This is a genomic window from Cytobacillus sp. FSL K6-0129 (genome assembly GCF_038007625.1).
Lineage (GTDB): Bacteria > Bacillota > Bacilli > Bacillales > Cytobacillaceae > Cytobacillus > Cytobacillus kochii.
In genome coordinates this window covers 3025489-3041818 of sequence record NZ_JBBOXM010000001.1, presented here as the reverse complement: position 1 = coordinate 3041818, position 16330 = coordinate 3025489, and the positions used below count along the sequence as shown (strand labels likewise).

The following is a 16330-nucleotide window of genomic DNA, read 5'->3' as shown; positions in this document are numbered from 1 at the left end:
TAATTATATGTATATAACTGCCGTGCACCTATCTTCGACTGACGCCCATAAGCGTTACTTTAGCAGTTAGCTCAGCTCAGGCAACCCTGCGGCACATGAGAGAGTCCACTTAATGCTGCTTCCTTCCGGACCTGACATGGTTCATGGGTTCCCATTGCGCAGGACCCAAGCGTCAACACCACTTACTAAAGGCAGACCCTACAGGACATCAGCCTCAGAATAGGAATTCAGTCTCGCTAGAGCGGATTGCGAGTACAGGACACCGCTACCTTCCCACCTAGCACGGCAAAATTGATACCAATATTTAAGTTGCGTCATTTCGACGCATATTCAGTATACTGTTTTTAAATTAAAATTGCAATGCCTAACATTCCTCTTGCTTCTTTTGTTCTTTTAAAAGCTTCTTTTCAGCCTTTTTTCTAGCTCGTAATTGTGAAAAAAACGTGGATAACAGTTCCCCACATGCATCACCCATTACTCCAGCAACCACCTCACATTGATGATTAAACCTTGAGTCATCTAACAAATTCATTAATGTCCCGCAACATCCACCTTTTGGATCAGTCGCTCCGTAAACCACCCGTTTCACTCGTGAAAGAACAATAGAACCCGCGCACATCGGACAAGGCTCGAGTGTAACATAAAGGGTTGTGTCCTCTAATCGCCATGTACCGAGCTTCCCACATGCTTCTTCTATCGCAAGTAATTCTGCATGCGCAGTCGCTTTTTGTGCCGTCTCCCGTAAATTATACCCACGAGCAATTATTTGTCCATCTAATACAATGACAGCACCAATTGGGACTTCATTAATCTCTCTTGCTTTTTCTGCCTCTTTTATCGCTTCTAACATAAATTGTTCATCTATACTCATTTACTTCATTCCTTTAAATACCATAGCGTTTCTTTCAGTGTAATTCTCTTTGCTTTTACAAACAATAAAAAAACGTAAAAGCTCACCTTTTATCTCAGCAGGTAACGTTTGAAATCCTTATATCTTTTCTAATTAAAAGGGGTTGATTTTGATTGAATTTAATAACCGAGAAGCAAACGGCATTAATTATTATTGACATGATTAATGATTTTCAATTTAAACATGGCGAAGTACTGGCTAAAAAAGCTTTAAAAATGACCACAAGCATTAATCTTATCAGAAACCAATTTCACCAACACAAGTTACCGGTAATTTATATCAATGACCATTATCAGCTCTGGAAAGCTGATATTGAAAAGATAATGGCCTACTGCAACAATCCTATAAGTTCACCAATTATCCAAACAATAAGACCATCAAGTGACGATTACTTTCTAATCAAACCGAAACATTCTGCATTCTACGGTACTGCACTTAATACACTCTTAAATCAATTAGCCATCGATAAATTAATAATGGTTGGTTTGGCAGGAAACATTTGTGTGCTTTTCTCTGCAAACGATGCTTATATGAGAGAGTATAAACTACATATACCCGCTAACTGCATTGCTTCTAATGATGACCACGATAACGAGAACGCCTTGATTATGATGAAAGATGTGTTGAAAGCAAATATTGACCCTTTGCCATGAATGTATCATGTATTGGCCACTCCCTTCATAAGTTATTTATAGTGTAATTAAATCATTAAATTATGAATGTCTGTATTTGATCTATACTGAAACATTTAGGGAGGGTTTTACTTGCAAATACATGTGGTAAGACAGAATGATTCGTTAAGTGGTATAGCGATGGCCTATAGCACAACCATACAAGATTTAATCGATGCGAATGAATTACAGAATCCTAATCAACTTGTGGTCGGTCAAACGCTTGTTATACCAATCATTGGTAGCTTTTATTGGGTACAGCCTGGCGATACACTCTATTTAATTGCACAACGATACGGCCTCACGGTGGAAGAGCTTGTAAATATCAATCAAATCTCGCAAACAAACCCATTAAGGGTTGGTCTACGTTTATACATTCCCGAGCGTCCAAAAACATCTGCCGAAATAAATGCCTATGTTGAGCCTAGAGGGGACACCGTCTCGGAAAACTTAATAGAAGCTTCAAGAGGTGCAGCACCCCATCTTACTTATTTAGCACCATTTAACTTTCAAGCGCTTAGAGATGGTTCATTGCAAGAGCCGCCTTTAGATGAATTACCTGCTATCGCTGAACAAAATCAAAATGTCCTCATGATGGTCATATCTAATCAAGAAAACGCACAATTTAGTGATGAGCTAGCAAGCATACTTCTCAACGATCAAGACATTCAAAACACATTCCTCGACAATATTGTTGCAACAGCAAAAAAATACAACTTTAAAGATATCCATTTTGATTTTGAATTCATTCGACCTGAAGATAAAGAAGCTTATAACCAATTCCTAATAAAAGCACGCGATCGCTTCCACCAAGAAGGCTGGCTCATATCAACTGCCCTTGCCCCTAAAACTAGCGCAGATCAAAAAGGGAAATGGTATGAAGGCCACGATTATAAAGCACATGGCGAAATTGTCGACTTTGTCATCATCATGACATATGAATGGGGATATAGTGGAGGACCTGCTATGGCCGTTTCACCTATTGGACCTGTGAGAGATGTCCTTGAATATGCAATAACAGAAATCCCGCCTGAAAAAATTATGATGGGGCAAAATTTATACGGCTATGATTGGACGCTTCCTTTTGTTCAAGGAACGATCGCACGTGCTATTAGTCCACAACAAGCTATACAGATTGCCCTAGAAAATAATGTGGCCATTCAATACGACCAAGAAGCACAAGCACCCTTCTTTTTATACACAGACAACGAAGGAAAAAGACATGAGGTTTGGTTTGAAGATGCCCGTTCCATTCAAGCGAAATTTGATTTATTGAAAGAGTTAAAGCTAAGAGGAGTAAGCTACTGGAAACTCGGTCTAGACTTTCCACAAAACTGGCTCCTCATTGATGAAAATTTTAATGTCGTAAAACGGTAAATCTATTTTAATCTCCTGTCTATTTTTTCATTCTTCATAGAGGTCTGACCTGTGTTAAAATGGAAGTTATGTTAGCTTAGGGGGAGACAAATAGATGAATCAAGTACCTTTTATTACAGTGGAAGGGCCGATTGGCGTAGGCAAGACCACGCTAGCTACAGCCCTTTCCACCCATTTTAACTACCATCTATTAAAGGAAATCGTCGATGAAAATCCATTTCTCGGAAAGTTTTATGAGAATATCGATGAGTGGAGTTTTCAAACTGAAATGTTTTTCTTATGTAATCGATATAAACAGCTGAAGGATATAAAAGACCGTTATATTTTGAATGATATGCCTGTCGTAGCTGATTATCATATTTTTAAAAACTTGATTTTTGCTAGTAAATCTCTTGAAGCACCTGAATATGAAAAATATGAGCAAATCTATCATATTTTAACGGATGATATGCCGAGACCAAATATCATTATTTATTTGCGGGCAAGCTTAGATACTTTACTAAAAAGAATTGAAAAGCGTGGACGCGAAATAGAAAAAAATATAAGTCCTCTCTATCTTGAACAATTATCCATTGATTACGATCTTAAAATGCAGGCATTTGAAAAACAACATCCAGATATCCCTATTCTTCACCTTGATGGTGATCAATTGGATTTTGTTCATAATAAGAATGACCTGCAATACATTATTGATACGTTAACAACGAGTATACAAACAAGGAGTACAAAAGCATGAATAGAAATAACTACGGCATACCAAATAACGCAATCATCACTGTAGCAGGAACGGTTGGTGTCGGAAAATCAACAATGACCAATTATTTAGCAGAAGCACTTAACTTCCGTACTTCTTTTGAAAAAGTGGACACAAATCCTTATTTAGACAAGTTTTATGCCGACTTTGAAAGATGGAGCTTTCATTTACAGATTTATTTTCTTGCTGAAAGATTTAAAGAACAAAAACGGATGTTCGAATATGGTGGAGGATTCATTCAAGATCGATCTATTTATGAAGATACCGGCATTTTTGCTAAGATGCATTATGAAAAAGGAACAATGTCACCAGTTGATTATGAAACATATACAAGCCTTTTCGAGGCAATGGTTATGACACCCTATTTCCCACACCCTGATATTTTAATTTATTTAGAGGGCTCCCTAGAAGATATACTGGCACGCATTAAAGAACGTGGGCGTCCAATGGAACAACAAACCTCCATTGATTATTGGAAAGAGATGCACGAGCGTTACGAAACCTGGATTGATCAATTTAGTGCATGTCCTATTTTACGATTAAATATTAATGAATATGACCTTGTCTCTAATCCATCAGACATCGATCAAGTACTCGAAAAAGTCGGCCACACATTAAAACAAACAATATAAAATATTTGCCTGTACTTAAATGGTACAGGCTGATTTTTGCTTAAAAATAAAAAAAGCCGCTACTATAAAGTAGCGACTCCATATCTCCAATTAATTATGCGCATGTTAAAAGTTATAATGGCGGAGGAAGAGGGATTCGAACCCCCGCGGGCTTTAACACCCCTGTCGGTTTTCAAGACCGATCCCTTCAGCCGGACTTGGGTATTCCTCCGTTTCGACAAGAAATAATATATCATCTATTGAAATAGAAGTCAATAGATTTTTTGCATAAATTCACAAACATGCATGTTAGAACTTTAAAAATAGGATCTGTCCTAAGAAACAGACCCTATCATCTTACTTATTTTGCTGGATTTATCACTTCTTTATTCCCCATATAAGGGCGAAGTACTTCTGGAATAACCACACTACCATCAGCTTGTTGATAATTTTCTAATATCGCAGCGACTGTACGTCCCACTGCTAACCCAGAGCCATTTAATGTATGAACATTCTCCGGCTTACCTTTAGCATCACGACGGAAGCGGATATTTGCACGTCTCGCTTGGAAAGCTTCAAAGTTACTACAAGAAGAAATTTCTCGATAATTATCGTAGCTAGGCATCCATACTTCTATATCGTACTTCTTCGCAGCTGTGAATCCTAAATCAGCAGTGCACATACTCATGACGCGATAAGGTAAACCAAGCAGTTGTAATACCTTCTCTGCATTTTTTGTTAATTTCTCCAACTCGTTATAAGAGTCTTCTGGTTTAACAAACTTCACAAGCTCAACCTTATTAAACTGATGCTGACGAATAAGACCTCTCGTATCACGGCCAGCTGAGCCAGCTTCAGAACGGAAGCACGCACTAAATGCGGCGTAATTAATTGGTAATTGATCAGCACTTAAAATTTCATCGCGATGCATATTCGTGATTGGTACCTCTGCCGTTGGAATAAGGAAATAATCCTCACTCTCAATTAAAAATGCATCCTCTTCAAATTTTGGTAATTGTCCTGTACCTGTCATACTTGCACGATTAACCATATATGGTGGTAGCACTTCTTCGTATCCATGTTCTTCTGTATGGAGGTCCAACATAAAGTTATACAATGCGCGCTCTAATCTAGCACCTAACCCTTTATAAAATACAAAACGACTGCCAGTTACTTTTCCTGCTCGTTCAAAATCTAATATTCCAAGCTCAGTCGCTATATCCCAATGCGGTTTAAATTCAAAATCAAATCCCTTTACTTCTCCCCATTGCCAAGCTAAGACATTGTCATCCTCTGTCTCCCCAACGGGTACACTTTCATGTGGGATGTTTGGAATACTGAGTAAGATAAGCTCTAATTCAGCTTCTACTTCACGTAACTCATGGTCTAAATCCTTAATTTGGTCGCCAACTTGCCTCATTTCAGCAATTAATTGGTCCGCATCTTTTTTCTCTCGTTTTAAAACAGCCACTTGCTGTGATACTTCATTTCTTTTGCTTTTAAGCTCTTCCGTTTTTACAAGTAATTCTCGGCGTTTTACATCCAAATCCTCAAACTTCTCAAGATCAGAAATATCTTCCCCACGGTGTTTTTCTAGTTTTTCTTTTACTTCAGCAAAATTAGCTCTTAAATATTTGATATCTAACATAGCCTTTCCCTCCATATTCAATTTGTGAAAACAAAAAACTCCCGTCCCCTATAAAGGGACGAGAGTTACCCGCGTTGCCACCCTAGTTAAAAGTATAGTCCATACTTTTCACTTTAAATCTTTAACGAGGTTTACCCGAGAGCTTTTACTTACAAAAAATGTGTTCCAAGCTCTACGCAAAGGATGGATTCTCAAGTGCTTTTGTCTGGTTTGCACCAACCACCAGCTCTCTATGGCAAAAGTGTACTTGATACTACTTCCTTCTTTATGCTTTCTTTTATTCAACTTATTAGTAATACATAATTTACTATAATTATAAGCCAAATGCAACTACATTATTCAAGAAAACCAACCTTTAACAGTAGATGCAACACTGTCCCAAACATCTCCAAAGAATCCACCAACACCACGCATAGATAAAACGAACCAGTTCGCTTTTTCAACCGATTCAGAAGCGATGACATCAACTCTTGTTTGGTTAGCATTTAAAAATTCAATCGCATTACCATCTTTATCTTCAACCGTTAAATAACCAACAACATCACCTTTTTTTACAGGAGCTGTTAATTGACCTTGATCATTTAATAAATCTTCATTAATCACAAGCTTTGGTTGATAATTCTCTTCTTCACCATTTTTAACAGTTAATGTAATGGCCTCTTTTGATTCAATCGCTACTGCATTTTCTTTCCCTTTTTCAACGGCAAGTTTTTCTTTATCTTTCACTTGATAGCCAGCAGGAACGATCTCTTTTTTATCAAAATTAGAGAACGCGTAATCAAACATTTTCTTTGTTTCGTCGAATCTAGCTTGATTATAACCAGAATCGCCGCCACCTTTAGCATTCATAACAACTGTTACATATCTTTTTCCATCACGTTCAGCTGTTCCTGTAAAAGAAGAACCTGCAAAATCAGTTGTCCCTGTCTTTAACCCATCTACACCTTCATAGCCGTAGACCAGTTCAGGTAACATCCAGTTCCAATTTTCCATATCAATTTTATCTTCAGTGCCTTCTCTAAATGTTTTTCTAGGAATGCTTGCTGTTTCTAAAACTTGAGGAAAATCCGTGAGGAGCGTTGTCGCTAGTTTAGCTGTTGCTCTAGCAGACATCACATTTTCTTCATCTTCATTACCTGTCGAATGGTAACCTTTTAAATCCTTGTTATTTAAACCAGAAGAATTGACGAATTTATAATCTTCTAACCCTAATTCCTCTGCTTTTTCATTCATCATTTGCACAAAGTTCTTTTCAGATCCAGCAATTGTCTCAGCAATGGCAATTGTTGCTCCATTTGCGGAATAAATAGTCATTGCTTCAAATAATTCCTTAATGCTGTATGTCCCATCTCTTCTAAGAGGAACATTCGAAAGCGCTGTGTCATGAGACACTTTCCAAACGTACTCACTTACAGCATACTCTTGATCCCATGATACTCGACCTTCATCAATAGCTTCTAATAAAAGATACTCGGTCATCATTTTTGACATACTTGCAATACCAAGCACCTTATCAATGTTTTTCCCGTATAAAACTCTACCTGTTTCTGCATCTACTAGAATAGCTGCATCTGCATTAATATTAAGTATATCTTCTTTTGCACTTGCTTTATGTACATTTGGAAGAATGCCTAACACCATAATCAACACCAAGAAACTTGCAACAACTTTACGATATCCTTTTCTTCTCAATTCCAAAGCCCTCCAACTTTTTTTTCAGCTTTTGTTATTTTATCATAAGATGTCCTTCATGGATACAAACAACCTTTTCCTAATCTTGGCGTTTTCATGAACATCCCTTTTCTTTCTCTATTCCTTAGGTCAATCCGCCTGAGAAAACATTGTGCGTTTTGCTAACAATGACGAAAGTCTGATATCTTTCCAGGCAAAAAAAAGTAAGAGGACCAGCCCTCTTACTTTTTAAAAAAAATTATAATGAATAATTTGGTGCTTCTTTCGTAATTTGGATATCATGTGGGTGACTTTCTTTAAGACCAGCACCTGTCATACGGATAAACTGTGCATTTTCTCTTAAGAATTCTAAATTTGCTGCCCCGCAGTAACCCATACCAGAGCGAACACCACCAACTAACTGATAAATCGTATCTGCTAATGAACCTTTAAATGGAATACGTCCTTCAATGCCTTCTGGAACGAATTTCTTATTATCTTCTTGGAAGTAACGATCCTTTGATCCTTTTTCCATAGAAGTAACGGATCCCATTCCACGATAAACTTTAAATTGACGTCCTTGGAAAATTTCAGTTTCACCTGGACTTTCAGATACACCAGCTAACATACTTCCTAGCATAACTGCATGTCCACCAGAAGCTAATGCTTTCACGATATCTCCTGAATACTTAATCCCACCATCAGCGATAATCGCTTTACCATGTTTACGTGCTTCTGTTGCACAATCATATACCGCTGTAATTTGTGGCACGCCAACACCTGCTACCACACGAGTTGTACAAATAGATCCTGGTCCAATACCTACCTTTACAACATCAGCTCCAGCTTCAAACAATGCACGTGTACCTTCAGCAGTAGCTACATTACCTGCTACAACTGTCAGGTCAGGGTATTTGTCTTTAATTTCTTTTACTGTATTAATAACGCCCGCTGAGTGGCCGTGAGCCGTATCGACTACTACTACATCAACTTGAGCTTTAACAAGTAACTCTAATCTTTTCATTGTATCTTTTGTTATACCGATTGCTGCACCAGCAAGTAAACGACCTTGTGCATCTTTCGCTGAGTTAGGGAACTCAATGACTTTTTCAATATCTTTAATAGTAATAAGTCCTTTTAAAACACCATTATCATCAACAAGAGGTAATTTCTCAATTTTATACTTTTGCAGAATTTTTTCTGCTTCTTGTAGCGTTGTACCTACTGAAGCAGTTACTAAGTTTTCTTTCGTCATTACATCAGAGATCTTAATAGAGAAATCTTGAATGAAACGAAGGTCTCGGTTTGTAATAATACCAACAAGTTTTTGTTCGTCAAGATTATTTACAATTGGAACACCTGATATACGATATTTGCCCATTAAATGTTCAGCATCATACACTTGTTGTTCGGGAGTAAGGAAAAACGGATCAGAAATAACGCCACTCTCAGAGCGTTTTACTTTATCAACTAAATCTGCCTGTTGCTCAATGGACATGTTTTTGTGAATAATACCTAATCCACCCTGGCGTGCCATTGCAATAGCCATTTCAGCTTCAGTTACTGTATCCATACCAGCACTGATAATTGGAACATTCAATTTTACCTTTTCAGACAGTCTCACCGACAAATCGACATCTTTCGGCAATACCTCAGATTTAGCAGGGACAAGTAGTACATCATCAAAAGTTAAACCTTCTTTTTCAAATTTAGTTTCCCACATTTTTTTGACCTCCTGAACATGAAAATATTATTAGTAGGTTATCAATTGGACAAAATACTGTCAAGGACACTGCTATAAGTTGGATTTTTCAGATTATTTGGAGGTTGTATATTTTGAAGCATTCTTACAACAATTGGCAATCATATTTACCCTTTTTTTCAACAGAAACAACCAAAGCATTTTTAGAAAAAAGTTATCAAAACGAAGGAATTGAACAAGCATCACAAAAGAGTTTTGAAAATACTTATCCGTTTATATATTACATTGAACACGGTAAGGTTTACTATGAACAAGCCGCCGCTGCCCCGTTAATCATTAAACCTATTCTTTATTTCTACGGCCTAGTTCATCTAATAAAAGCTTGTATTTTAACTATTGACCCTCTTTATCCAGATACGACCTCCGTACTGGCTCATGGTGTTTCGACAAGAAAAAAGAAAAAGCAGCAATACCTCTTTTTAAAAGATGAAGTGAAATTACAAAAGAGTGGCTTATTTCCATATATGGCAGAAAAAATGTTCCATATGAAACATCTAGAAGGTGATAAATTTTATATGGTTGATTTATTGAGACAAATCCCAGAGATGGAAATAATGTTTCAGTCTATCCAAAAAGAACAAACATTTATTGATATAAAAAAAGAAAAAGATAACTTCTTTGTCCCAATAACCATTCTTAATCATTATCATATGACTGAATCGAGATTTTCTACTTTTCTTTCCGAAAAACTACAAGTGGATAAAAAGGATATTCTCTATACGAAGGAACATATAGAATTTCCTCAAAACAAAGAGATCAATCGATATTTCAAATATAATATTGTAAATAAAAATTATTCATTACCTATCGAAAGAAGTCCATTAAATGATTATCCAGAATTATTTTCCCATTACTTATTACTCTATAATTTAAGCATGATTGCAAGATATGAAACAGAATGGTGGAATGAATGCATTAAGTTAATGACAAATAATGATTATCCATTTATTCACCAGTTCCTCGATTTGACGGAACAGAAAAGCCCATTTCTCATTTATAATTTTCTTGAATCAAGAAAATTTCATTGCCAAGGAAATAAAAAGAGATGATAGAAGATTCACATTGGAAATAAAAAATCACAAAAAAGAGCACATACAAATGATGTGCTCTTTTATCTTGCCCGGCAACGTCCTACTCTCACAAGGGGACAGCCCCTAACTACCATCGGCGCTGAGAAGCTTAACTTCCGTGTTCGGTATGGGAACGGGTGTGACCTTCTCGCTATCGCCACCGGACTATGAAATTGTAAGGGAATCGTTCCCTCAAAACTAGGTAATGTTGAAGAAGATATTTATTGAGTAATCGCCTATGCGTTGCTGACGCGACTACTTACGTAGTGCTGTCTAGCTGCGGCGCCTAGGTGCTCGAGGTCATAAGCCAAATTTGTCATGAGGTTAAAGAACAACCTCCTGTCAAATTCGTCTTATGCTTGTCGCACCTGGGCAAGGCGCCTCCGCATTTCGAATTGGTTAAGTCCTCGATCGATTAGTATTAGTCAGCTACATGTGTCGCCACACTTCCACCTCTAACCTATCAACCTGATCATCTTTCAGGGATCTTACTAGCTTGCGCTATGGGAAATCTCATCTCGAGGGGGGCTTCATGCTTAGATGCTTTCAGCACTTATCCCTTCCGCACATAGCTACCCAGCGATGCCTTTGGCAAGACAACTGGTACACCAGCGGTGCGTCCATCCCGGTCCTCTCGTACTAAGGACAGCTCCTCTCAAATTTCCTGCGCCCACGACGGATAGGGACCGAACTGTCTCACGACGTTCTGAACCCAGCTCGCGTACCGCTTTAATGGGCGAACAGCCCAACCCTTGGGACCGACTACAGCCCCAGGATGCGATGAGCCGACATCGAGGTGCCAAACCTCCCCGTCGATGTGGACTCTTGGGGGAGATAAGCCTGTTATCCCCGGGGTAGCTTTTATCCGTTGAGCGATGGCCCTTCCATGCGGAACCACCGGATCACTAAGCCCGACTTTCGTCCCTGCTCGACTTGTAGGTCTCGCAGTCAAGCTCCCTTGTGCCTTTACACTCTACGAATGATTTCCAACCATTCTGAGGGAACCTTTGGGCGCCTCCGTTACTCTTTAGGAGGCGACCGCCCCAGTCAAACTGCCCACCTGACACTGTCTCCCATCCCGATAAGGGATGTGGGTTAGAATTTCAATACAGCCAGGGTAGTATCCCACCGACGCCTCCACCGAAGCTAGCGCTCCGGCTTCTAAGGCTCCTACCTATCCTGTACAAGCTGTACCAAAATTCAATATCAGGCTACAGTAAAGCTCCACGGGGTCTTTCCGTCCTGTCGCGGGTAACCTGCATCTTCACAGGTACTATAATTTCACCGAGTCTCTCGTTGAGACAGTGCCCAGATCGTTACGCCTTTCGTGCGGGTCGGAACTTACCCGACAAGGAATTTCGCTACCTTAGGACCGTTATAGTTACGGCCGCCGTTTACTGGGGCTTCGATTCAAAGCTTCGCGTGAGCTAACCTCTCCTCTTAACCTTCCAGCACCGGGCAGGCGTCAGCCCCTATACTTCGCCTTGCGGCTTCGCAGAGACCTGTGTTTTTGCTAAACAGTCGCCTGGGCCTATTCACTGCGGCTCATCAAGGCTTTAACACCCTAATGAGCACCCCTTCTCCCGAAGTTACGGGGTCATTTTGCCGAGTTCCTTAACGAGAGTTCTCTCGCTCACCTTAGGATTCTCTCCTCGCCTACCTGTGTCGGTTTGCGGTACGGGCACCTTATTCCTCGCTAGAGGCTTTTCTTGGCAGTGTGGAATCAAGAACTTCGGTACTAAATTTCCCTCGCTATCACAGCTCAAGGTATATGACCATGGGATTTGCCTCATGGTCCCTCTAACTGCTTAGACGCACATCCAATAGTGCGCTTACCCTATCCTCCTGCGTCCCCCCATCACTCAAACAGAATACGGTGGTACAGGAATATCAACCTGTTGTCCATCGCCTACGCTTTTCAGCCTCGGCTTAGGTCCCGACTAACCCTGAGCGGACGAGCCTTCCTCAGGAAACCTTAGGCATTCGGTGGATGGGATTCTCACCCATCTTTCGCTACTCATACCGGCATTCTCACTTCTAAGCGCTCCACCAGTCCTTACGGTCTAGCTTCAACGCCCTTAGAACGCTCTCCTACCACTGAACATCAACGATGTTCAATCCACAGCTTCGGTGATACGTTTAGCCCCGGTACATTTTCGGCGCGGAGTCACTCGACCAGTGAGCTATTACGCACTCTTTAAATGGTGGCTGCTTCTAAGCCAACATCCTGGTTGTCTAAGCAACTCCACATCCTTTTCCACTTAACGTATACTTTGGGACCTTAGCTGGTGGTCTGGGCTGTTTCCCTCTTGACTACGGATCTTATCACTCGCAGTCTGACTCCCATGGATAAATCTTTGGCATTCGGAGTTTGTCTGAATTCGGTAACCCGATGAGGGCCCCTAGTCCAAACAGTGCTCTACCTCCAAGATTCTTACGCATGAGGCTAGCCCTAAAGCTATTTCGGAGAGAACCAGCTATCTCCAAGTTCGATTGGAATTTCTCCGCTACCCACACCTCATCCCCGCACTTTTCAACGTACGTGGGTTCGGGCCTCCATCCAGTGTTACCTGGACTTCACCCTGGACATGGGTAGATCACCTGGTTTCGGGTCTACGACCACATACTCATTCGCCCTATTCAGACTCGCTTTCGCTACGGCTCCGTCTGTCCAACTTAACCTCGCATGTAATCGTAACTCGCCGGTTCATTCTACAAAAGGCACGCTATCACCCATTAACGGGCTCTAACTACTTGTAGGCACACGGTTTCAGGATCTCTTTCACTCCCCTTCCGGGGTGCTTTTCACCTTTCCCTCACGGTACTGGTTCACTATCGGTCACTAGGGAGTATTTAGCCTTGGGAGATGGTCCTCCCTGCTTCCGACGGGATTTCTCGTGTCCCGCCGTACTCAGGATCCACTCTGGAGGGAACGAAGTTTCAACTACAGGGCTTTTACCTCCTATGGCGGGCCTTTCCAGACCTCTTCGTCTATCTCGTTCCTTTGTAACTCCGTATAGAATGTCCTACAACCCCAAGAGGCAAGCCTCTTGGTTTGGGCTAATCCCGTTTCGCTCGCCGCTACTCAGGGAATCGCGTTTGCTTTCTCTTCCTCCGGGTACTTAGATGTTTCAGTTCCCCGGGTCTGCCTTCCATACCCTATGTATTCAGGTATGGATCCTATCCCATAACGGATAGGGGGTTTCCCCATTCGGAAATCTCCGGATCAAAGCTTACTTACAGCTCCCCGAAGCATATCGGTGTTAGTCCCGTCCTTCATCGGCTCCTAGTGCCAAGGCATTCACCGTGCGCCCTTATTAACTTAACCATTGTTCGGCTTGCGATAAGCTACGCATTTCGGCGTCAGCTCACTCGTCAACATCCTCATGTGCACAAGACGCACACTCCGGTGTTTCCTCGCTCGCTTCCTTGAACTGCTTGCTTCTCACAACCCTCTCGGTTGTGTTTATTAAAAAAGTTTAGTATCTTAAATCAATCTATAATATATAGAGAGAAAAAATAACTAAGGTGGCGATTACTCGGTAATCTTCTTCATTACATTATCTAGTTTTCAAAGAACGAATTGTTGGTGGAGCCTAGCGGGATCGAACCGCTGACCTCCTGCGTGCAAAGCAGGCGCTCTCCCAGCTGAGCTAAGGCCCCGTATTAAAGTTAAAATGGTGGGCCTAAATGGACTCGAACCATCGACCTCACGCTTATCAGGCGTGCGCTCTAACCAGCTGAGCTATAGGCCCACATAACTTCACGGTAAAGTATTTAATCATATCAAAGAGATTGCACTCTCAAAACTGAACGAACAGTCTAACATCAAGTTAATTCCGTATATTCCTTAGAAAGGAGGTGATCCAGCCGCACCTTCCGATACGGCTACCTTGTTACGACTTCACCCCAATCATCTGTCCCACCTTAGGCGGCTGGCTCCAAAAGGTTACCCCACCGACTTCGGGTGTTACAAACTCTCGTGGTGTGACGGGCGGTGTGTACAAGGCCCGGGAACGTATTCACCGCGGCATGCTGATCCGCGATTACTAGCGATTCCGGCTTCATGTAGGCGAGTTGCAGCCTACAATCCGAACTGAGAATGGTTTTATGGGATTGGCTAAACCTCGCGGTCTTGCAGCCCTTTGTACCATCCATTGTAGCACGTGTGTAGCCCAGGTCATAAGGGGCATGATGATTTGACGTCATCCCCACCTTCCTCCGGTTTGTCACCGGCAGTCACCTTAGAGTGCCCAACTAAATGCTGGCAACTAAGATCAAGGGTTGCGCTCGTTGCGGGACTTAACCCAACATCTCACGACACGAGCTGACGACAACCATGCACCACCTGTCACTCTGTCCCCCGAAGGGGAAAGTCCTATCTCTAGGATTGTCAGAGGATGTCAAGACCTGGTAAGGTTCTTCGCGTTGCTTCGAATTAAACCACATGCTCCACCGCTTGTGCGGGCCCCCGTCAATTCCTTTGAGTTTCAACCTTGCGGTCGTACTCCCCAGGCGGAGTGCTTAATGCGTTTGCTGCAGCACTAAAGGGCGGAAACCCTCTAACACTTAGCACTCATCGTTTACGGCGTGGACTACCAGGGTATCTAATCCTGTTTGCTCCCCACGCTTTCGCGCCTCAGCGTCAGTTACAGACCAGAAAGTCGCCTTCGCCACTGGTGTTCCTCCAAATCTCTACGCATTTCACCGCTACACTTGGAATTCCACTTTCCTCTTCTGCACTCAAGTTCCCCAGTTTCCAATGACCCTCCACGGTTGAGCCGTGGGCTTTCACATCAGACTTAAGGAACCGCCTGCGCGCGCTTTACGCCCAATAATTCCGGACAACGCTTGCCACCTACGTATTACCGCGGCTGCTGGCACGTAGTTAGCCGTGGCTTTCTGGTTAGGTACCGTCAAGGTACCGGCAGTTACTCCGATACTTGTTCTTCCCTAACAACAGAGTTTTACGATCCGAAAACCTTCATCACTCACGCGGCGTTGCTCCGTCAGACTTTCGTCCATTGCGGAAGATTCCCTACTGCTGCCTCCCGTAGGAGTCTGGGCCGTGTCTCAGTCCCAGTGTGGCCGATCACCCTCTCAGGTCGGCTACGCATCGTCGCCTTGGTGAGCCGTTACCTCACCAACTAGCTAATGCGCCGCGGGCCCATCTGTAAGTGATAGCAGAACCATCTTTCAATCTAATTATATGTATAAATAGATATTATCCGGTATTAGCCCCGGTTTCCCGGAGTTATCCCAGTCTTACAGGCAGGTTGCCCACGTGTTACTCACCCGTCCGCCGCTAATCTTTGGGAGCAAGCTCCCTCAGATTCGCTCGACTTGCATGTATTAGGCACGCCGCCAGCGTTCGTCCTGAGCCAGGATCAAACTCTCCAATAAAGTGTTTGATTAGCTCATTTGCACCTATGGTGCTTTCTTGCTGATAAATCAGCTTTTTTAGAATTACGCTTGACGTTTTATGTTCGTTCAGTTTTCAAAGAACAATCTCGTTCGCTTCAGAAGCGACTTTGTTAATATAACATATCGTGTCATCTGAGTCAACATCTTTTTTTGATGTCAATCAATCTTTCATGTCTTCCTCTTGCTGACTTGAATAAGTATATCAGCAGTAACCACTATTTGCAAGCATTATTCATCAATTATTTTTATAAAATAATTTATTGACCATTTCATTCATAGTTAACACCAAAAAATACTTCCATTGATACTCTTAAAAGAATCTATAAACCCCTATTAGTATAGTCTGTAGTAGTGTGCTAAAGGTAGTCATTAAAATTATCTCATCCTAATAAAAAAGCCGAACACAATTCAATTTTGAAATTTGAATTGTGT

At 41.5% G+C, this 16330-nt stretch carries 9 protein-coding genes, 3 tRNA genes, 3 rRNA genes, 1 other RNA gene and 1 other annotated feature; of the genes, 5 read left to right on the top strand and 11 right to left on the bottom strand.

From position 1 onward, the window contains the following. Positions 1-20: 20 nt before the first annotated feature. Together ffs and tadA are read right to left on the bottom strand one after the other, a co-directional pair. An RNA gene (gene ffs, locus MHI57_RS15100) (signal recognition particle sRNA large type) lies at positions 21-286 on the bottom strand. A gap of 78 nt (positions 287-364) precedes the next feature. After that, a complete protein-coding gene (gene tadA / locus MHI57_RS15095; protein ID WP_307319482.1) occupies positions 365-871 on the bottom strand; it encodes a tRNA adenosine(34) deaminase TadA in 507 nt (168 codons plus the stop codon). Between the two features lie 161 nt (positions 872-1032). On the opposite strand from tadA, the gene MHI57_RS15090 reads away from it, so the two are divergent. From MHI57_RS15090 to MHI57_RS15075, 4 genes are all read left to right on the top strand, one after another. Continuing rightward, entirely contained in the window at positions 1033-1563 is a 531-nt protein-coding gene (locus tag MHI57_RS15090) for an isochorismatase family cysteine hydrolase (RefSeq protein WP_095373566.1), read from the top strand. Positions 1564-1674: 111 nt separating this feature from the next. Next, entirely contained in the window at positions 1675-2958 is a 1284-nt protein-coding gene (locus MHI57_RS15085) for a glycoside hydrolase family 18 protein (RefSeq protein WP_307319485.1), read from the top strand. Between the two features lie 94 nt (positions 2959-3052). Next, positions 3053-3694 (top strand): deoxynucleoside kinase, encoded by a 642-nt coding sequence (locus MHI57_RS15080; protein WP_307319487.1) that lies wholly within the window; start codon positions 3053-3055, stop codon positions 3692-3694. After that, entirely contained in the window at positions 3691-4344 is a 654-nt protein-coding gene (locus MHI57_RS15075) for a deoxynucleoside kinase (RefSeq protein WP_095371318.1), read from the top strand. Before MHI57_RS15080 ends, MHI57_RS15075 begins: the two co-directional genes overlap by 4 nt. Before the next feature lie 118 nt (positions 4345-4462). Here MHI57_RS15075 and MHI57_RS15070 read toward each other — a convergent pair. The 4 genes from MHI57_RS15070 to guaB form a co-directional block, all read right to left on the bottom strand. Beyond that, positions 4463-4555 (bottom strand) — tRNA-Ser (locus tag MHI57_RS15070). Positions 4556-4684: 129 nt separating this feature from the next. Beyond that, on the bottom strand, positions 4685-5971 hold the full coding sequence (gene serS / locus MHI57_RS15065) for a serine--tRNA ligase (RefSeq protein WP_307319491.1): 1287 nt from the start codon (positions 5969-5971) through the stop codon (positions 4685-4687). A gap of 51 nt (positions 5972-6022) precedes the next feature. Then, positions 6023-6248: a binding site (T-box leader), on the bottom strand. A 62-nt stretch (positions 6249-6310) separates the two neighbouring features. Then, the gene (locus MHI57_RS15060; RefSeq protein WP_307319499.1) at positions 6311-7612 is read right to left on the bottom strand and encodes a D-alanyl-D-alanine carboxypeptidase family protein; all 1302 of its coding nucleotides are present in this window, start codon (positions 7610-7612) and stop codon (positions 6311-6313) included. A gap of 289 nt (positions 7613-7901) precedes the next feature. Continuing rightward, positions 7902-9365: an IMP dehydrogenase gene (gene guaB / locus MHI57_RS15055; RefSeq protein WP_095371321.1), complete on the bottom strand. Its 1464-nt coding sequence runs from the start codon at positions 9363-9365 to the stop codon at positions 7902-7904. Positions 9366-9478: 113 nt separating this feature from the next. Here guaB and MHI57_RS15050 point away from each other — a divergent pair, with 113 nt between their 5' ends. Next, positions 9479-10453 (top strand): YaaC family protein, encoded by a 975-nt coding sequence (locus MHI57_RS15050; protein WP_340977085.1) that lies wholly within the window; start codon positions 9479-9481, stop codon positions 10451-10453. A 69-nt stretch (positions 10454-10522) separates the two neighbouring features. Here MHI57_RS15050 and rrf read toward each other — a convergent pair. From rrf to MHI57_RS15025, 5 genes are all read right to left on the bottom strand, one after another. Beyond that, a 5S ribosomal RNA gene (gene rrf, locus MHI57_RS15045) occupies positions 10523-10639 on the bottom strand. 230 nt (positions 10640-10869) lie between these two features. Beyond that, a 23S ribosomal RNA gene (locus MHI57_RS15040) occupies positions 10870-13802 on the bottom strand. 259 nt (positions 13803-14061) lie between these two features. Continuing rightward, positions 14062-14137: transfer RNA gene (locus MHI57_RS15035), tRNA-Ala, on the bottom strand. A 15-nt stretch (positions 14138-14152) separates the two neighbouring features. Next, positions 14153-14229 (bottom strand) — tRNA-Ile (locus tag MHI57_RS15030). 99 nt (positions 14230-14328) lie between these two features. Then, a 16S ribosomal RNA gene (locus tag MHI57_RS15025) occupies positions 14329-15877 on the bottom strand. Together the 16S, 23S and 5S rRNA genes with 2 tRNA genes alongside form the textbook arrangement of a ribosomal RNA operon. Positions 15878-16330 lie beyond the last annotated feature (453 nt).

Coding starts and splice junctions, on each gene's coding strand:
- guaB (WP_095371321.1), bottom strand. CDS start 9,365: ATGTGGGAAACTAAATTTGAAAAAGAAGGTTTAACTTTTGATGATGTA.
- tadA (WP_307319482.1), bottom strand. CDS start 871: ATGAGTATAGATGAACAATTTATGTTAGAAGCGATAAAAGAGGCAGAA.
- MHI57_RS15075 (WP_095371318.1), top strand. CDS start 3,691: ATGAATAGAAATAACTACGGCATACCAAATAACGCAATCATCACTGTA.
- MHI57_RS15060 (WP_307319499.1), bottom strand. CDS start 7,612: ATGGTGTTAGGCATTCTTCCAAATGTACATAAAGCAAGTGCAAAAGAA.
- serS (WP_307319491.1), bottom strand. CDS start 5,971: ATGTTAGATATCAAATATTTAAGAGCTAATTTTGCTGAAGTAAAAGAA.
- MHI57_RS15080 (WP_307319487.1), top strand. CDS start 3,053: ATGAATCAAGTACCTTTTATTACAGTGGAAGGGCCGATTGGCGTAGGC.